Origin of the sequence: Succinivibrio faecicola (assembly GCF_019448115.1) — a bacterium.
Taxonomy (GTDB): domain Bacteria; phylum Pseudomonadota; class Gammaproteobacteria; order Enterobacterales; family Succinivibrionaceae; genus Succinivibrio; species Succinivibrio faecicola.
On record NZ_JAGFNY010000037.1, the window covers coordinates 1 to 18,076 of the forward strand.

Here is an 18,076-nt window from a genome sequence, read left to right on the forward strand (position 1 = left end):
GAGGGTGAGAGATTCGCTATCCGTGAGGGTGGTCGTACTGTAGGTGCTGGTGTTGTTGGTAAGATCATCGAGTAATACCTTTTTATACTAGCATTATTATGTTCCGCAACAGCAGTTACATGCTGTTGCGGTTTAATTGTCTATAGCGAGTTAAATCGCGATATTTAAAACGGATAAATCCTATGGCAGACAATAAAGGCAAAGTTGCCACTGCAGATAAAAAAAATACAGCTAAAAAGCCAGCTCAGGGGGCAAATGCTGATCTTTTCATCTCTCCAGCATTAAGTGCTGTATTCTGGATTCTTTCAGTTGTAATTGTAGCTTCTGCTATTATTGGAAATTACTATTACACTAATTTTGTAGTTGTTGATGAAACAACATTAGGTCGTTTAACACGTGTTGCTATTGTTATTTTAGGGCTTGCTCTAGGTTTAGGTAGCGCACTTTTAACAAATAAAGGCCGCGCTTTATTAAGTTTTTCTCGTCAGGCATATGCTGAACTAAGAAAGGTTGTATGGCCTACACGTCAGGAAGCTGTTCAGACAACTTTTATTGTATTTGTTGCAGTTTGCGTTGTAAGTTTATTCCTGTATTTCTGTGATGTAATCTTTTTACAGATTGTTCGCCTATTTACTCTATAAGTTAGTCTCCTAAGGATGTAACTATGACTAAAGATGAAATTGTTGATGCACCATTAATGACTGAAGCTCCATCTTCAACTGATGCTTCAAGTGCAGTTCAGACCGTTGCTTCCGAGGAAGGAAAGGTACCTGCAAAGAAGAATAACTATTTTGGTGGTGATTCTTTCCGCTGGTATGTTATTCAGGCCTTTTCTGGCTTTGAGCAGAGAGTTGCTTTAACTTTACAGGAAAGAATTAAGATCCATGGTATGGAAGAATACTTTGGCGAGATTCTTGTTCCAAAAGAGAAAGTTAAAGAAATCAAAGATGGAAAGAAGCGTGAGTCAGAGAGAAAGTTTTTCCCTGGATATGTTTTAGTTAACATGAGAATGACTTCTGAGTCATGGCAGTTAGTTAAGCATACCGATCGAGTTTTAGGATTTATTGGTGGAACTTCTGAAAAACCACTTCCTATTACAGAAGCTGAAGCAAACAAGATTTTAAATCGCCTCAAGGAGACTGAGGATTCACCACGTCCAAAGACTATGTTCGAGGTTGGTGAGCACGTTCGTGCAATTGAGGGTGCTTTCAAAGATTTCGTTGGTACTGTTGAAAAGGTTGATTACGAGAAGAATCGACTAACAGTTTCAATTGCTATTTTTGGTAGAGCAACTCCAGTTGAACTCGACTTTACTCAGGTCGAAAAAGATCTTTAATTCACATGTGTGCAACCTGATAGGTTGCACATTCTCATAAAATCCTTCTATTTCAATAAATTTTGTATTCTTGCTGATAAAAAAGCGGTTTATAAAAAAAATAGTTGATCAGTGTCTAAAAATTCTGTATAATCTTAAAACTATTTTTTACGAGTACTCGTAAAAATAGTAATACCATTATTGGTCGGGAAGCGTGTTAGCACACGCGATATTACCCATATTTTATAGGAATCTAAAAAATGGCAAAGAAAGTTACTGCCTATATCAAATTACAAGTTGGTGCTGGTAATGCTAATCCAGCTCCTCCAGTTGGCCCAGCTTTAGGTCAGCACGGTGTTAACATTATGGAGTTCTGTAAGGCATTCAATGCTAAGACTTCAAACATGGAAAAGGGCTTACCTGTTCCTGTAATTATCACCGTATATTCAGATAAGTCATTTACCTTCGTATCTAAGTCAACCCCAGCTTCTTACTTAATTAAGAAGACTTTAAATCTTAAGTCTGGTTCACATAAGCCAGGTACTGAGGTTGCTGGTAAGATCACTATGGATCAGTGCCGTGAAATTGCTAAGGCTAAAGAGCCTGATATGACCGGTGCAGACGTAGATGCATCAGCACGTACTATTGCTGGTACCGCACGTTCAATGGGCATCCAGGTGGAGGGTTAATTCGATGGCTAAGATTGCAAAGCGTTTAAAAGAGATTCGTGCAGCTGTTGATAAGACCAAGCAGTATGATGTAAAGGCTGGTTTTGAATTACTAAAGTCAACCGCTAAGGCAAAGTTCGTAGAAAGCGTTGACGTATCAATCCAGTTGGGTATTGATGCTACTAAGTCAGATCAGAACGTTCGTGGTGCTACCGTTTTACCTCATGGTACTGGTAAGACCGTTCGTGTTTTAGTATTCACCCAGGGTGAATTAGCAGATCAGGCTAAGGCAGCAGGTGCTGATTTCGTTGGTATGGACGAGTTAGCAGCTGAAGTTAAGAAGGGTAAGTCAGACTTTGACGTTGTTATTGCTTCTCCAGATGCAATGCGTGTTGTAGGTCAGTTAGGTCAGATCTTAGGTCCACGTGGTTTAATGCCAAACCCTAAGGTTGGTACTGTAACTCGTGACGTAGCAACTGCAGTTAAGAACGCAAAGGCTGGTCAGGTTCGCTACCGTAACGACAAGGCTGGTAATATCCAGACTTCAATCGGTAAGGTAAGCTTCACTGCAGATCAGTTATCTGACAACTTATCAGCTCTTGTTGCTGCTATTGTTAAGCAGAAGCCAGCTGCTGCTAAGGGTACCTTCATCAAGAAGATTAGCGTTTCAACAACTATGGGTGTTGGTTTAACTGTTGATAAAGCTACTTTATCAGACAATACCTCACAGAACTAGTTGTTCAAGTCTAGGTACTAGGACTTAAAGAATTTTTGGAAAGGGGGCATAGCCACCAAACCAAAGACCGCAGGGGGTAGTACCTTAATCATCCTGCGTAGGCGGAACCAGATCGCCTGGTTCCAAGGTCCCGAAAGGGTATAGTCCATATGGACATTCCAGGAGTCACTGCTAAAAATGGCATTGAATATCGAAGACAAAAAGGCAATCGTTGCTGAAGTCGCCGAAGTTGCCAAGAAAGCTGTGTCAGCTGTTACTGCAGATTCATGCGGTATTCCTGTAGCAAGCTTAACTCAGCTTCGTAAAGAGGCTCGTGCTAACAATGTTTACTTACATGTTGTACGTAACACATTATTAACCCGTGCTTTAGAAGGTACTGAGTTTGAGTGCATCAAGGATTCATGCAAGGGTCCAACCATTATTGGTTTATCTCTTGAGCATCCAGGTGCAGCTGCTAGAATCTTCAAGAATTTTGCTAAGACATGTGATAGCTTCAAAGTTAAAGCATTAGCTTTTGAAGGCAAAGCATACGACAGCAAAGACATTGATGTTCTTGCAACATTACCAACATACGAAGAAGCTATTGCTCAGTTAATGGCAACAATGAAAGAGGCTGCAGCTGGCAAGCTTGTACGTACTCTTGCTGCTTTGGGCGAGAAGCTTGGTTCAGAAGCAAACGCATAATTAGCGTTGCTTAGGTTTGACTATTTAGTCGATTGTTTTTTTTCAGGCATAGCCTGGTTATTTTATAGGAAGTTTAAAAATGGCTTTATCTAAGGATGAAATCATTGAGGCAATTGCTGCTCTATCTGTTACTGAAGTTGTAGAGTTAGTAAAAGCTATGGAAGAGAAGTTCGGTGTTTCTGCTGCAGCTGCTGTTGCTGCTGCTCCTGCTGCTGGCGCTGCTGCAGCTGAAGAGAAGACCGAGTTCGACGTTGAATTAAAGTCAGCTGGTGCTAACAAGATTGCTGTTATTAAGGCAGTTCGTACAGCAACTGGTTTAGGCTTAAAGGAAGCTAAGGACTTAGTTGAGTCTGCTCCTGCTAAGGTTAAGGAAGCAATGCCAAAGGCTGACGCTGAAGCTTTAGTTAAGGCTTTAGTTGAGGCTGGTGCAGAGGCTGCTTTAGTTTAATCTATAGCTAATGCAATTGGTTCGCACTGGACCAATGACAGCTTAAAAATCTGTCAAAAATGTGACCCGAGCCCCCCTTTTGGAGGGATCGGGTTCGGTGCCTATAAGATACATGAAGATGCTTAGGCGTCTTTTCGGAAACAGATCAAATAGAGGATCACCTATCCATGGTCTACTCCTACACAGAGCAAAAACGCATCCGTAAGGATTTCGGTAAGAGAGTTAAAGTTCTTGATACTCCTTACTTATTAGCAGTACAACTCGATTCATTTAAACAATTTATTAGTTCAGATCCAAACAATGAAAATGGTTTGGTCGCTGCATTTAAGAGTGTATTCCCAATTAAGAGTTACTCTGGTAATGCTGAACTTTGCTACAACAGCTTCCATTTAGGTGAGCCTAAGTTTAATGTACGCGAATGTATGATTCGTGGTACTACTTATTCAGCACCTTTAAAGGTTAAATTAAGCTTAGTACGCTATGAGAAAGACAATTTAAAGACTGTTAAAGAGCGTATCGACCAAGATGTATACATGGGTGAAATCCCACTCATGACAGATAACGGTACTTTCATCGTTAACGGTACTGAACGTGTTGTTGTGTCACAATTACATCGTAGCCCTAGCGTATTCTTCGATAACGACAGAGGTAAGACATATCCTGGTCGTATCTTATTTAGCGCTCGTGTAATCCCATACCGTGGCTCATGGCTAGATTTTGAATTTGATCATCGCGATAATCTATACGTTAGAATCGATCGCAGACGTAAGTTACCTGCAACAGTTCTATTACGTGCATTAGGTTACAATACCGAGCAAATCTTAGGTTTATTCTTTGATACTGTTGAGATTGATTTCAAGAGCAAGTCAATTTCTATGGAATTAGTTCCTGAGTCATTGCGTGGCGAAACTGCATCTTTCGATATTAAAGTTGGAAAAGATGTAATCGTTGAAAAGGGCATGAAGATTACAGCCCGTCATGTACGTCAGTTAAAGAAGGCTGAGGTAACTTCAATTGAGGTTCCAGCAGAGTTCCTCTTAGACAAGATTGTTGCTAAAGATTATCGTAACAAAGATGGCGAAGTAGTATTAGCTGCTAACACACTACTAAATGAAGACAATTTAAAGGCTATTTCAGAGAATGGCTTAAAGAAGATTGAAATTCTTTATACAAGTGCAGTTGATGAGGGTCCTTTCATCGCTGATACTCTACGCAACGATACCACAAGAGATTTATCATCTGATGAAGCAGATAGAAATGCTGCTTTATTTGAAATCTATAAGATGATGCGTCCTGGTGAAATTCCAACAGTTGAAGCTGCTGAAGTATTATTCAAGAATCTATTCTTCGCAGAAGACAGATATGATTTATCTTCTGTTGGCCGTATGAAGTTTGATAGTCGCTTTGTTGAGGAAAAGAGCTTCAAGGCAGGTGTATCTAGACTTTTATCATCTGATGTTGAAATAAATACTCAGGATAGTGGTATTTCTGTTGTTGATGGTTTTGTGTATGCTCAGTATCCACAGATCGTCGACTCAATCAAGCCATTACTTGATGAAGCAGAAGTTGCTTGTATGCCAAACACCTCCCCAGAGAGAGTTGCTGACAAGCTGTTAGGCTTCTTAGATAACATTCTTATTCCTTCAAAGAAGAATGAGATGTTACCTGCACAGGAAAGATTGTTACATAAAGTAAAGATTACACCAAAAGATGGTGAAGCATTTACATATGATAGAGCAATCATTCTCCCATTATCTGTATTAGATCTTTCATCTAACGTAAAAGAATTAGATGCAAAGGCAACTGATTCTAAGGGTAAGCCAATCAATCTTGATACTTCATTCATTGAAAATGAAGCACTGCGTGGAACTCTAAACCATTCAGATATTATCAAGGTTATCCGTTACTTAGTTAAGATCCGTAACGGTAAAGAGACAATTGACGATATCGATCACTTAGGTAACCGTCGTATTCGTTCAGTTGGTGAAATGGCAGAAAACCAGTTCCGTATTGGTTTAGTTCGTGTTGAAAGAGCTGTTAAGGAAAGATTATCTTTAGGTGATCTAGACAATACTACTCCACAGGAGCTTATCAACGCCAAGCCAATTTCTGCAGCTATTAAAGAATTCTACGGTTCAAGCCAGTTATCTCAGTTCATGGATCAGAACAATCCACTGTCTGAAGTAACACACAAGCGTCGTATCTCAGCATTAGGCCCTGGTGGTCTTACCCGCGAGAGAGCAGGCTTCGAGGTTCGAGACGTTCATCCAACTCACTATGGTCGTTTATGTCCTATTGAGACTCCTGAAGGTCCAAACATCGGTCTGATTAACTCTTTAGCTGTGTTCGCACGTTGCAATGACTACGGTTTCTTAGAGACTCCATACCGTTATGTTAAGGATGGTGTTGTTACTGAAGAATTCCAGTACTTATCTGCAATTGATGAAGGTCAGTACGTTATTGCTCAGGCTAATACCGATTTAGACGAAAACGGTAAGATCTTATCTGATTATGTACAGTGTCGTTATAAGGGTGAATCAGAAGTTAGAAGAGCTTCAGATGTTCAGTTTATGGACGTTTCACCTCAGCAGATTATTTCTGTTGCAGCTGCGCTGATTCCATTCCTTGAGCATGATGATGCTAACCGTGCTCTGATGGGTGCAAACATGCAGCGTCAGGCAGTTCCTACAGTTCGTTCTGAGAAACCATTCGTTGGTACTGGTATGGAACGTGCGGTAGCTGTTGACTCAGGCGTATCTATCATTGCAAAGCGTGGCGGTGTTGTACAGCACGTTGATGGCGGTCGTATCGTAATTCGAGTAAACATTGATGAGATCGAAGGTGACAATGATGCAGGTATCGATATTTACAACCTGATCAAGTACACCCGTTCAAACCAGAATACATGCATTAATCAGCGTCCATGCGTTGGCTTAAATGAGCAGGTTAAGGCTGGTGACGTGATTGCTGACGGTTCTTCAACTGATATGGGCGAATTAGCTCTTGGTCAGAACATGAGAATCGCATTCATGCCATGGAATGGTTATAACTATGAGGATTCTATCTTAGTATCAGAAAGAGTTGCCGCAAAGGATCGTTTAACCACAATTCATATTGAGGAAATGACCTGTGTTGCACGTGATACAAAGTTAGGACCAGAGGAAATTACAGCTGATATTCCAAATGTAGGTGAGAATGCTTTATCTAAGCTTGATGAGGCAGGTATTGTTTACGTTGGTGCTGAAGTTGTTGGTGGCGATATTCTTGTTGGTAAGGTAACACCTAAGGGTGAAACTCAGTTAACTCCAGAAGAAAAACTGTTACGCGCAATCTTCGGTGAGAAGGCATCAGAGGTTAAGGATTCATCATTAAGATTACCTAACGGTGAAACCGGTACTGTTGTTGATGTTCAGATCTTTACACGTGAAGGCGTTGAAAAGGACAAGCGTGCTAAAGAAATTGAAGAGATGCATATCAACCAGGCTAAGAAGGACTTAGACGAAGAGTTTGCTTTCTTAACTCAGGGTTTAATGCATCAGGTTCGTGTTCATTTAGTTAAGAATGGCATGACTCAGCAGCAGGTTGATTCATTATCTGATGAGCAGCTGTTAGAGCAGAATTTATCTGACGACAAGGCACAAAGACAGTTAGAAGCTTTCGCAGAGCGCTTAAAGAGCTTTGAGAAAGAATACCACGATAAGTTTGAAGCTGAGAAGAAGAAGTTCACCGATGGTGACGACTTAACTCCAGGCGTTCTAAAGATCGTTAAGGTATACGTAGCTGTTAAGCGTCGTATTCAGCCAGGTGATAAGCTTGCTGGTCGTCATGGTAACAAGGGTGTTATCTCTAAGATTAATCCTATTGAAGATATGCCATATGATGAGACTGGTAGACCAGTAGATATGGTTCTGAACCCACTAGGTGTTCCTTCACGTATGAACATCGGTCAGGTTCTTGAAGTTCATTTAGGTCTCGCAGCAAAGGGCATTGGTGAAAAGATCAATAAAATGATCGTTCAGCAGAAAGCTATTGCAGAAATCAGAAAGACCTTACAGGAAATCTATGATTTAGGTGATACATCTCAGGAAGTTGACATTTCAGCAATGTCAGATGCTGAGGTTATGACCCTTGCAAACAATTTACGTGATGGTCTACCTGTTGCAACTCCAGTATTTGACGGTGCACAGGAAGAAAACATCAAAGAAATGTTAAAGATGGCTGGCTTACCAGAGTCTGGCCAGATGACATTATTTGATGGAAGAACAGGCCGCGCATTTGAGCGTAAGGTAACCGTTGGTTATATGTACATGCTCAAGTTGAATCACTTAGTTGATGACAAGATGCATGCTCGTTCAACCGGTTCATACAGCTTAGTAACTCAGCAGCCACTTGGTGGTAAGGCTCAGTTCGGTGGTCAGCGTTTCGGTGAAATGGAAGTTTGGGCACTTGAAGCTTACGGTGCAGCTTACACACTTCGTGAAATGCTTACTGTTAAGTCTGATGACGTTAACGGCAGAACCAAGATGTATAAGAATATTGTTGATGGTAAGTACACAATGGAAGCTGGTATTCCAGAGTCATTCAATGTTCTGTTACGTGAAATTCGTTCACTTGGTATTAATATCGACCTTGTCCGCAAGGATTAAGTTTCCGCAAAGGGGTGAAAAACTCACCCCTGTTTGGGATCAACAATAGGAGAAACTGTTGTGAGCAATATGGAAAACGGTTTAAATGACGATCTTCTAGAGGGTTTTGCAAGTCAGCCTCAGGAGACTGTTGATCAGGAGCCAGCAATGGATCTTGAGTTAAGCGGTAGCCTTGGCAAATTAGCAAACCGTAGCAATGCCTTTAAGCAGCGCCTTGAGGACTTTGATGCTATTAAGATCGGTTTAGCATCACCTGAGATGATCAGAGCATGGTCATATGGTGAGGTTAAGAAGCCAGAAACCATTAATTACCGTACATTCAAGCCAGAAAGAGATGGTCTATTCTGTGCTAAGATTTTCGGACCAATTAAGGATTATGAGTGTTTATGCGGTAAGTACAAGCGCTTAAAGCACCGCGGAACTATCTGTGATAAGTGTGGTGTAGAAGTAACTCAGGCTAAAGTACGTCGTGAGCGTATGGGTCACATTGAGCTTGCTTCACCTGTAGCTCATATTTGGTACTTAAAGTCTTTACCATCTCGTATCGGCTTAATGTTAGATATGAAGTTACGCGATATTGAAAGCGTGCTATATTTCGAGAGCTATGTTGTTACCGACCCTGGAATGACAGAGCTTAAAGAGCGTGATTTATTAACTGAAGAGCAGTACGTAGATGCATTAACCCAGTACGGTGATGATTTCACCGCTAAGATGGGTGCTGAGGCAATCTTAGACTTATTAAAGCAGATCAATCTTGAAGAAGAATTAAAGGTTGTTCGCGAAGCTCTTGATAGCACTTCTTCAGAGTCAAACCGCAAGAAGTATGCTAAGAGATTAAAGTTAATTGAGTCATTCTTAAATTCAGGTAACAAGCCTGAGTGGATGATTTTAACTGTATTACCAGTTTTACCTCCAGATTTACGTCCATTAGTGCCATTAGACGGCGGTAGATTCGCAACTTCCGATCTAAATGATCTATATCGTCGTGTAATCAACCGTAACAACCGTCTGAAGAGACTATTAGATTTAGCTGCTCCTGAGATTATCGTTCGTAACGAGAAGCGTATGCTTCAGGAATCTGTTGACGCTTTAATGGACAACGGCCGTCGCGGTAGAGCAATCACTGGTTCTAACAAGCGTGCTCTAAAGTCATTAGCAGACATGATTAAGGGTAAGCAGGGTCGTTTCCGTCAGAACCTGTTAGGTAAGCGTGTTGACTACTCAGGTCGTTCTGTAATTACCTGTGGTCCATTCTTACGCTTACACCAGTGTGGTCTTCCAAAGAAGATGGCTATTGAGTTATTCAAGCCATTCATTTACGGTCGTTTAGAATTACGTGGCTTTGCAACCACTATTAAGGCTGCAAAGAAGATGGTTGAAAGAGAGGATGCAATTGTATGGGATGTATTAGACGAAGTAATTCGTGAGCATCCTATTATGTTAAACCGTGCTCCTACTCTGCACAGATTAGGTATTCAGGCGTTCGAGCCTGTTCTGATTGAAGGTAAGGCAATTCGTCTGCATCCTCTAGTATGTCCAGCATTCAACGCTGACTTCGACGGTGACCAGATGGCTGTTCACGTACCTTTAACATTAGAAGCTCAGCTAGAAGCTCGTGCTTTAATGATGTCAACCAACAATGTTCTTTCACCAGCATCTGGTGATCCTATCATTGTTCCAGCACAGGACGTTGTGTTAGGTCTTTACTACATGACCCGTATGAGAATCGGTGCTCGTGGTGAGGGTCTGATTCTGTCAGATGCTAAGGAAGCTGAACGTCTGTACAAGGCAGATCAGGTTGATTTCCATGCACGTATTGCTTGTCGTGTTCACTACTTTGAAAAGAACACTGATACAGGTGAGTTTGTAGAGCACAACGAGTTACGTCTAACAACAGTTGGTCGTGCTATGTTATCTCTGATCTTACCTAAGGGCTTATCATTCGATTTAATCGATCCTCCTGCTGAGGGTGTAACTCAGGAAAATATTCACGAGATCCTGAAGGAAAAGAACTGGTTTACCCATGTTTCTAACGTACCATTAGGAAAGAAGAAGATCGGTGCATTATTAAATAACTGCTATCACAAGTTAGGTCTTAAGGATACAGTTATGTTTGCTGACCACATCATGTATACCGGTTTTGCTAACGCAGCAATTTCTGGTTCATCTGTATGTGTTGACGATATGCTCATTCCTAAGGAGAAATATACAATTATTTCTTCTGCTCAGAAGGAAGTTATGGAAATTCAGGACCAGTATGATAATGGTCAGATTACTGTTGGTGAGAGATACAATAAGGTAATCGACGTCTGGTCAAGCGCTAACGATAAGGTTGGTAAAGCCATGATGGCTAACCTCTCAATCCAGACAGCTAAGAATATTCTTGGTGAGGATGAGCAGGAAGCTTCATTCAACAGCATCTATATGATGGCTGACTCTGGTGCTCGTGGTTCTCCAGCTCAGATTCGTCAGCTAGCTGGTATGCGTGGTCTGATGGCAAAACCTGATGGTTCTATTATTGAGACTCCTATTACAGCTAACTTCCGTGAAGGTCTGAACGTACAGCAGTACTTCATTTCAACCCACGGTGCTCGTAAGGGTCTTGCTGATACAGCACTTAAGACCGCAAACTCTGGTTACTTAACACGTCGTCTTGTTGACGTTGCTCAGGATATGGTTATTACTGAGGACGATTGCGGTACAGATGATGGTTTAGAGATTACACCACACGTAAATGGTGGTGATGTTATCGAAACATTACGTGACCGTGTTTTAGGTAGAACATTAGCTGCAGACGTATTAAAGCCAGGTTCAAAGGATGTTCTGATTGCAAAGGGTACTTTACTTGATGAGAAACTTTGCTCAGTTCTAGAAGCTCACAGCGTTGATAGAGTAAAGGTTCGTTCACCTATCACCTGTAAGACCAAGTTTGGTATCTGTGCTAAGTGCTACGGCCGTGATTTAGCTCGTGGTCATATGGTAAACCCTGGTGAGGCAGTTGGTGTTATCGCTGCTCAGTCAATCGGTGAGCCTGGTACACAGTTAACCATGCGTACATTCCACATCGGTGGTGCCGCATCACGTGCTGTTGCTGAATCAGCTGCTACAGTAAGAAACAGCGGTGTTGCAAGATTTGAAAACTCAAAATTTGTAACAAATACTGAAGGCAAGCAGGTTGTTACCTCACGTCAGTCAGAGTTATTTGTTATCGATGAGTTTGGTTCTGTAAAGGAAAGCCATAAGATTCCTTACGGTGCTGTTCTTGAGATTAAAGAAGGCGATCAGGTTAAGGTCGGTCAGACTGTAGCTCGTTGGGATCCACATACTCATCCAATTATTTCTGAAGTACACGGTTTCATTAAATATACAGATATTATTGAAGGCGTTACTGTTGATAAGAAAGATGATGAGGCATTAGGTATCTCTTCTATCGAAGTTAGAGAATTAGCTGCTCGTCCAACTCAGGGTAAGGAAAAGAGACCTTCTGTAAAGATTGTTGATGCTAAGGGCAAGGATGTAATGATTCCTGGTACTGAAGTTGCTGCTCAGTACATGCTTCAGGCAAAAGCTATCGTTCAGTTACAGGATGGTGCTGAGATCAATATCGGTGACGTTATTGCTCGTATTCCTCAGGTTGCTGGCGGTACTAAGGATATTACCGGTGGTCTTCCACGTGTTGCTGACTTATTCGAAGCTCGTGCTCCTAAGGAGCCTGCAATTCTTGCAGAGATTTCAGGTACCATTACCTTTGGTAAGGAAACTAAGTCAAAGCGTCGTTTAGTAATTACTCCAACACCAGGTTCAGTTGACGAAATCGGAAATGCACTTCAGGAGCACGAGGAGATGATTCCTCTATCACGTAACCTGAATGTTTTCGAAGGTGAAACTGTAACTAAGGGTGAAATGATCGCTGAAGGTCCTGAGTCACCACACGATATCTTAAGATTACGTGGTGTAAACGCTGTAGCTAACTACATCGTAAACGAGGTTCAGGATGTTTACCGCTTACAGGGTGTTAAGATTAACGATAAGCACATTGAAGTTATCGTTCGTCAGATGTTACGTAAGTGTGAAATCCTTGATGCAGGCGACAGCAGAGAGTTCTTAACAGGCGAAATTGCTGAAGTTTCTCGTGTACGTATCGTAAACGAAAAGCTAGCTGCAGAAGGCAAGAAGCAGGTTTGCTACAGACACATTCTAATGGGTCTGACAAAGGCATCTTTAAGCACCGACAGCTTCATTTCAGCTGCATCCTTCCAGGAAACAACTCGTGTTCTTACCGAGGCTTCTGTTGAGGGTAAGGTTGATGAGTTACGTGGCTTGAAGGAAAACGTAATCGTAGGTCGTCTAATCCCTGCTGGTACTGGTTATAAGTACCATAAGCAGCGACGTGAAGAGTTTGCTCGCATGAATCAGACAAATGATTCAGAGCAGACAGTTTCAGCAGATGATCTTCAGAAGCAGTTATCAGCAGCTTTAGAAGCGGCTGATTCAAGCTCTGTTGGCAATAACTAATTTAAAGTTATGATTTAAATCAGATGCCCTTCCAGAATTTGGTGGGGCATTTTATTTTGGAGAAAACAAATGAGCGATATCAAAGTTATATCAACTGAAAATGCACCAGCTGCAATTGGTCCATATGTTCAGGGCAAGATTGTAAATGGTTTATTATTTGCATCTGGCCAGATCCCATTAGTTCCTGCGACAGGTGCTATGGTTGAAGGTGGAATTGCTGAGCAGGCAAGACAGGCTTTATCTAACGTAAAAGCATTAGTTGAAGCTGCAGGCTCTGATTTATCAAAAGTAATCAAAACCACCTGTTTTTTAAAGGATATCAATGATTTTGCTGCATTCAACGCTGTATATGCTGAGTTTTTTAATGCTCCTGCACCAGCTCGTTCATGCGTAGGTGGAATCGATCTACCTAAAGGCGCACTTTGCGAAATTGAAGTGATCGCTGCAGTTTAATGCACATTATTTTTTTTAAATTTGTAGTATCCTCTATTTAGAGGATATTTTTTTTATGGAATTGTTAATTATTGTCAAAAGCTCTGCATGTAATTGCGTAAGTCATAATACTGTTAAATATATCGTGCAAAAAGCCTACGAAGAAAAACTTAATATTAAAGGTATATTTTTCAGATATGATGCTACAAGCATAACTTCTGTAGAGATGGAAAAACGATCAGATTTGTATGGCATTCAGAAAACTTACACTGATCTGTACGAAAAATATAAAATTCCTATGTACGTCTGCGGTGGAGACCTTCAGGAAAAAGGAATATCAGTAGAGAGTATAGAAAAATCATTCACATTATCTGGAAATGCAGAGCTGTCTATGATGATATCCTCATGTGACAAGGTATTGGAGTTATAAATGATCATAATTGTAATTAAAACTCCTTTCAGTCAGTCGATGACATATAAACAGGGAATTGAATGCTCGTTAAATCTTGCTGACGCAGGAGATGATGTAAGCGTATTTCTATCAAAGACATTTACAGAGGATCTTAAACTGTCATCAAATAATGATAGTGTAGCTGAAAATGTAAGAAAACAGTTAAAGCAGTTAGAGCTATATGAAATACCGATATATTCTTCATGTGGATTTGAATCAACACAAAAAGTTAAGTTGAATGAATTGGTTAAAGAATGCTCAAAAGTGGTGGTATTTTGATGAAAGTTTACATAATCAGCGACAAAAGGGATTTCTCAAATTGGTTATCTTGCAGTAGTGACATAGGCAATATCACAAATGATGATTACTGCTTTATTTCATTTAGTGCAGATCTTGAAAAAGTAAGAGAAAAAAGCTCTTTTATTCAAACAGAAAATCTGTTTTGTTTAGAAGATGACGAAGCTTTAGAGCTATTCTATTCGCTATTAAAAGAAAAAAGTACAATCTTTGTTAATCTTTAGTTATAAAAAAGCGATAATTTTTCTCTCATTTCCCATAAAAAAGCCGTTTCAAAAAAAAATATTTGATCTTTGATTTATATTTGTATTAAAATTCACAGACCCTATTTGTAGGGGTATAGTAAGATCTGTCCATTTTGGACTAACAGGAGATTTTAATTTAATGTCTACTATTAATCAGTTGGTTCGCAAGCCACGCGTTAAAGTAGTTTCTAAGAACAAGGTTCCAGCTCTGGAAGCTTGCCCACAGAAACGTGGCGTTTGCACCCGTGTTTATGCTACCAAGCCTAAAAAGCCTAATTCAGCTATGCGTAAGGTATGCCGTGTTCGTTTAACTAATGGTTTTGAAGTTACTTCATACATTGGTGGTGAGGGTCACAACCTTCAGGAGCACTCTGTAGTAATGATCCGTGGTGGTCGTGTTAAGGATTTACCAGGTGTTCGTTACCACACCATTCGTGGTTCTTTAGACTGCGCTGGTGTTAAAGACCGTAAGCAAGGTCGCTCTAAGTATGGTGTTAAGAAGCCTAAGGCTTAATATAACCCCTGTAGAGTAAGGCCAAACAAGTTTAATTAATGAAATTTTAGGTTTTGGAAAACCCTGAAATTAAGAGGATTTATAAATGCCTAGACGTCGTGAAGTTGCTCAGCGTAAAATTTTGCCAGATCCAAAATTTAATTCTGAGTTATTAGCAAAGTTTATCAATGTCGTAATGCAGGATGGTAAGAAGTCCATCGCTGAAGCCATCGTATATGGCGCATTAGACACCATTTCTGAGAAGAGCGGCAAGGACCACCTCGCCCTGTTTGAGGAGGCACTTGAGCACATCCGCCCAGACGTAGAAGTTAAGTCTCGTCGTGTTGGTGGTGCTAACTATCAGGTTCCAGTTGAAGTTCGTCCTGCACGCGGTAACGCATTAGCTATGCGTTGGTTAGTTGAGGCTGCTCGTAACCGTCATGAGAAGAGCATGGCAGCAAGATTAGCAGCTGAAATGGCAGATGCAGTTGAGAACAAGGGTACTGCAGTTAAGAAGCGTGAAGATGTTCACCGTATGGCTGAGGCTAACAAGGCATTCAGTCACTTCCGCTGGTAGTACAGGAGTTAATTTATTATGGTTCGTGAAACACCGATTAATCTCTATCGTAACATCGGTATCAGTGCTCACATTGATGCTGGTAAGACAACCACAACCGAGCGTATCTTATTCTATACAGGTAAGAGCCACAAGTTAGGTGAGGTTCACGATGGTGCTGCTACCATGGACTGGATGGTTCAGGAGCAGGAGCGTGGTATTACAATTACTTCAGCTGCTACAACATGTTTCTGGCATGGTATGGCAGGTCAGTGGAAGAATGCATACCGCTTCAATATTATTGACACCCCAGGCCACGTAGACTTTACTGTTGAAGTAGAGCGTTCAATGCGTGTTCTTGACGGTGCAGTTATGGTTTACTGTGCTGTAGGTGGTGTTCAGCCACAGTCTGAGACCGTATGGCGTCAGGCTGTTAAGTACAAGGTTCCACGTATTGCTTTCGTTAACAAGATGGACCGTACTGGTGCTAACTTCTTACGTGTTGTTGAGCAGATCAAGACTCGTTTAAAGGGTAACCCAGTTCCATTAATGTTACCTATCGGTAAGGAAGACAATTTCGTTGGTGTAGTTGACTTAATCAAGCGTCAGGCTATCGACTGGGATGAAGCATCTCAGGGTATGAAGTTTGAGTACACCGAAATTCCTGCAGATATGGTTGAGGAAGTTGAAGAGTGGCGTACTAAGTTAGTTGAGGCAGCAGCTGAGGCTAACGAGCAGTTAATGGATAAGTTCTTTGGTGGCGAAGAGTTAACTGAAGAAGAAATCAAGGCTGGTTTACGTGAGCGTACATTACGTAACGAAATCGTCCCTATGTGCTGTGGTTCAGCATTCAAGAACAAGGGTGTTCAGGCAATGCTTGACGCTGTTGTTGAGTACTTACCATCTCCAGCAGATGTACCTGATGTTGAAGGTAAGACCTTAGATGGCAACCCAGATACACGTAAGGCTGATGATGCAGCTCCATTCTCAGCATTAGCATTCAAGTTAGCTAACGATCCATTCGTAGGTAACTTAACATTCTTACGTTGCTATTCAGGCGTTATCGCTTCTGGCGATACCGTTATGAACTCTGATAAGCAGAAGCGCGAGCGTTTTGGTCGTTTAGTTCAGATGCACGCTAACTCACGTCAGGAAGTTAAGGAAGTTCACGCAGGTGATATCGTAGCAGCAATTGGTTTAAAGGAAACCACAACAGGTGATACCTTATGTGATCCTGAGCATCCAATTCTACTTGAGTCAATCGAATTCCCAGAGCCAGTTATCTCTGTTGCTGTTGAGCCTAAGACTAAGGCTGACCAGGAGAAGATGGCTATCGCTTTAAACCGTTTAGCTCAGGAAGATCCTTCATTCCGTGTTCGCACTGATGAAGAGTCAGGCCAGACCATTATTTCTGGTATGGGTGAGTTACACCTTGATATTATTGTTGACCGTATGCGTCGTGAGTTCAAAGTTGAATGCAACGTTGGTAAGCCACAGGTAGCATACCGTGAGACAATCAAGGCTCAGGTTGAGCAGGAAGGCAAGTTTGTTCGTCAGTCTGGTGGTCGTGGTCAGTATGGTCACTGCTGGTTACGTATCGAGCCTCTCGAGCAAGGCAAGGGTTACGAGTTCGTTAACGAGATCGTTGGTGGTGTTATTCCTAAGGAATACATTCCAGCTATCGATAAGGGCTGTCAGGAGCAGATCGCTAACGGTGTTATTGCTGGTTACCCAGTAGTAGACGTTAAGATCACTGTATTCGACGGTTCTTACCACGAAGTTGACTCATCAGAAATGGCATTCAAGATTGCAGCTTCTATGGCATTCAAGGATGGCTTCAAGAAGGCACAGCCTGTATTATTAGAGCCATTAATGAAGGTTGAAGTTGACACTCCTGAAGAGTACATGGGTGATGTTATCGGCGATTTAAACCGTCGTCGTGCTCTTGTTGAAGGTATGGAAGACGGCCCTATGGGCAAGATCGTTCATGCTATGGTTCCTCTCGGTGAAATGTTTGGTTACGCAACTGACCTTCGTTCACAGACTCAGGGCCGTGCTTCTTACGTAATGGAATTTGGCCACTACGCTGAGGCTCCAAGAAATATCGCTGAGGCAGTTATTGCTGAGCGTCAGACTAAGTCTGAATAATTTATTTGTTAATTTAACTGGTGCGGTTACCCCCGCACCTCTAAAACTAAGGAAATTAAAAAATGGCAAAAGAGAAGTTTGTCCGTGGTAAGACCCACGTAAACGTTGGTACCATTGGTCACGTTGATCACGGTAAGACCACTTTAACTGCAGCTATCACTACTGTTTTAGCAAAGACTTTCGGTGGTGAGGCACGTAAGTTCGACCAGATCGATAACGCACCAGAAGAGAAGGCTCGTGGTATTACCATTAACACCTCTCACGTTGAGTACGATACAGCAAACCGTCACTATGCACACGTTGACTGCCCAGGTCACGCTGACTATGTTAAGAACATGATTACTGGTGCAGCACAGATGGACGGCGCTATCTTAGTAGTAGCAGCAACAGACGGTCCTATGCCACAGACACGTGAGCACATTCTATTAGCTCGTCAGGTAGG

17 protein-coding genes are annotated in these 18,076 nt (G+C 41.6%); all 17 read left to right on the forward strand.

Annotation, left to right across the window (positions count from 1 at the left end; genetic code table 11):
- Window positions 1–75, forward strand: a 75-nt coding sequence (locus J5V48_RS08500; protein WP_219938034.1) for an EF-Tu C-terminal domain-related protein, incomplete at its 5' end; no start/stop codon positions are given.
- A gap of 107 nt (window positions 76–182) precedes the next feature.
- Window positions 183–641 carry a preprotein translocase subunit SecE gene (secE, locus tag J5V48_RS08505; RefSeq protein WP_219938155.1) on the forward strand — a complete coding sequence of 153 codons (459 nt, stop codon included), beginning with the start codon at window positions 183–185 and terminating at the stop codon, window positions 639–641.
- Between the two features lie 23 nt (window positions 642–664).
- Window positions 665–1,336 carry a transcription termination/antitermination protein NusG gene (gene nusG / locus J5V48_RS08510; protein WP_255557783.1) on the forward strand — a complete coding sequence of 224 codons (672 nt, stop codon included), beginning with the start codon at window positions 665–667 and terminating at the stop codon, window positions 1,334–1,336.
- A gap of 239 nt (window positions 1,337–1,575) precedes the next feature.
- On the forward strand, window positions 1,576–2,004 hold the full coding sequence (gene rplK / locus J5V48_RS08515) for a 50S ribosomal protein L11 (RefSeq protein ID WP_219938156.1): 429 nt from the start codon (window positions 1,576–1,578) through the stop codon (window positions 2,002–2,004).
- Window positions 2,005–2,008: 4 nt separating this feature from the next.
- Complete coding sequence (gene rplA, locus J5V48_RS08520) at window positions 2,009–2,719, forward strand: 50S ribosomal protein L1 (protein ID WP_219938157.1); 711 nt, start codon at window positions 2,009–2,011, stop codon at window positions 2,717–2,719.
- 177 nt (window positions 2,720–2,896) lie between these two features.
- On the forward strand, window positions 2,897–3,403 hold the full coding sequence (rplJ, locus tag J5V48_RS08525) for a 50S ribosomal protein L10 (protein WP_219938158.1): 507 nt from the start codon (window positions 2,897–2,899) through the stop codon (window positions 3,401–3,403).
- 79 nt (window positions 3,404–3,482) lie between these two features.
- Window positions 3,483–3,851 carry a 50S ribosomal protein L7/L12 gene (gene rplL, locus J5V48_RS08530; RefSeq protein ID WP_219938159.1) on the forward strand — a complete coding sequence of 123 codons (369 nt, stop codon included), beginning with the start codon at window positions 3,483–3,485 and terminating at the stop codon, window positions 3,849–3,851.
- Between the two features lie 167 nt (window positions 3,852–4,018).
- On the forward strand, window positions 4,019–8,497 hold the full coding sequence (gene rpoB / locus J5V48_RS08535; RefSeq protein WP_219938160.1) for a DNA-directed RNA polymerase subunit beta: 4,479 nt from the start codon (window positions 4,019–4,021) through the stop codon (window positions 8,495–8,497).
- A 69-nt stretch (window positions 8,498–8,566) separates the two neighbouring features.
- Window positions 8,567–13,012: a DNA-directed RNA polymerase subunit beta' gene (gene rpoC / locus J5V48_RS08540; protein WP_255557784.1), complete on the forward strand. Its 4,446-nt coding sequence runs from the start codon at window positions 8,567–8,569 to the stop codon at window positions 13,010–13,012.
- Between the two features lie 69 nt (window positions 13,013–13,081).
- Complete coding sequence (locus J5V48_RS08545) at window positions 13,082–13,465, forward strand: RidA family protein (RefSeq protein ID WP_219938161.1); 384 nt, start codon at window positions 13,082–13,084, stop codon at window positions 13,463–13,465.
- A gap of 55 nt (window positions 13,466–13,520) precedes the next feature.
- Window positions 13,521–13,874 carry a DsrE family protein gene (locus tag J5V48_RS08550; protein ID WP_219938162.1) on the forward strand — a complete coding sequence of 118 codons (354 nt, stop codon included), beginning with the start codon at window positions 13,521–13,523 and terminating at the stop codon, window positions 13,872–13,874.
- Window positions 13,875–14,174, forward strand: coding sequence for a hypothetical protein (locus J5V48_RS08555; protein WP_219938163.1), 300 nt, complete (start codon window positions 13,875–13,877; stop codon window positions 14,172–14,174).
- The gene (locus J5V48_RS08560; RefSeq protein ID WP_219938164.1) at window positions 14,174–14,416 is read left to right on the forward strand and encodes a hypothetical protein; all 243 of its coding nucleotides are present in this window, start codon (window positions 14,174–14,176) and stop codon (window positions 14,414–14,416) included. The genes J5V48_RS08555 and J5V48_RS08560 overlap by 1 nt, the downstream gene beginning before the upstream one ends.
- A gap of 160 nt (window positions 14,417–14,576) precedes the next feature.
- Entirely contained in the window at window positions 14,577–14,951 is a 375-nt protein-coding gene (gene rpsL / locus J5V48_RS08565) for a 30S ribosomal protein S12 (protein WP_219938165.1), read from the forward strand.
- Window positions 14,952–15,036: 85 nt separating this feature from the next.
- Window positions 15,037–15,507 (forward strand): 30S ribosomal protein S7, encoded by a 471-nt coding sequence (gene rpsG, locus J5V48_RS08570; RefSeq protein WP_219938166.1) that lies wholly within the window; start codon window positions 15,037–15,039, stop codon window positions 15,505–15,507.
- An 18-nt stretch (window positions 15,508–15,525) separates the two neighbouring features.
- Window positions 15,526–17,634: an elongation factor G gene (gene fusA, locus J5V48_RS08575; RefSeq protein ID WP_219938167.1), complete on the forward strand. Its 2,109-nt coding sequence runs from the start codon at window positions 15,526–15,528 to the stop codon at window positions 17,632–17,634.
- A gap of 62 nt (window positions 17,635–17,696) precedes the next feature.
- On the forward strand, window positions 17,697–18,076 hold a 380-nt coding region (locus J5V48_RS08580), incomplete at its 3' end, for a GTP-binding protein (protein WP_219938168.1).

Excerpts from the sequence above, each read along its gene's own strand:
- secE (WP_219938155.1), top strand. The coding sequence starts at position 183 with ATGGCAGACAATAAAGGCAAAGTTGCCACTGCAGATAAAAAAAATACA.
- nusG (WP_255557783.1), top strand. The coding sequence starts at position 665 with ATGACTAAAGATGAAATTGTTGATGCACCATTAATGACTGAAGCTCCA.
- rplK (WP_219938156.1), top strand. The coding sequence starts at position 1,576 with ATGGCAAAGAAAGTTACTGCCTATATCAAATTACAAGTTGGTGCTGGT.
- rplA (WP_219938157.1), top strand. The coding sequence starts at position 2,009 with ATGGCTAAGATTGCAAAGCGTTTAAAAGAGATTCGTGCAGCTGTTGAT.
- rplJ (WP_219938158.1), top strand. The coding sequence starts at position 2,897 with ATGGCATTGAATATCGAAGACAAAAAGGCAATCGTTGCTGAAGTCGCC.
- rplL (WP_219938159.1), top strand. The coding sequence starts at position 3,483 with ATGGCTTTATCTAAGGATGAAATCATTGAGGCAATTGCTGCTCTATCT.
- rpoB (WP_219938160.1), top strand. The coding sequence starts at position 4,019 with ATGGTCTACTCCTACACAGAGCAAAAACGCATCCGTAAGGATTTCGGT.
- rpoC (WP_255557784.1), top strand. The coding sequence starts at position 8,567 with ATGGAAAACGGTTTAAATGACGATCTTCTAGAGGGTTTTGCAAGTCAG.
- J5V48_RS08545 (WP_219938161.1), top strand. The coding sequence starts at position 13,082 with ATGAGCGATATCAAAGTTATATCAACTGAAAATGCACCAGCTGCAATT.
- J5V48_RS08550 (WP_219938162.1), top strand. The coding sequence starts at position 13,521 with ATGGAATTGTTAATTATTGTCAAAAGCTCTGCATGTAATTGCGTAAGT.
- J5V48_RS08555 (WP_219938163.1), top strand. The coding sequence starts at position 13,875 with ATGATCATAATTGTAATTAAAACTCCTTTCAGTCAGTCGATGACATAT.
- J5V48_RS08560 (WP_219938164.1), top strand. The coding sequence starts at position 14,174 with ATGAAAGTTTACATAATCAGCGACAAAAGGGATTTCTCAAATTGGTTA.
- rpsL (WP_219938165.1), top strand. The coding sequence starts at position 14,577 with ATGTCTACTATTAATCAGTTGGTTCGCAAGCCACGCGTTAAAGTAGTT.
- rpsG (WP_219938166.1), top strand. The coding sequence starts at position 15,037 with ATGCCTAGACGTCGTGAAGTTGCTCAGCGTAAAATTTTGCCAGATCCA.
- fusA (WP_219938167.1), top strand. The coding sequence starts at position 15,526 with ATGGTTCGTGAAACACCGATTAATCTCTATCGTAACATCGGTATCAGT.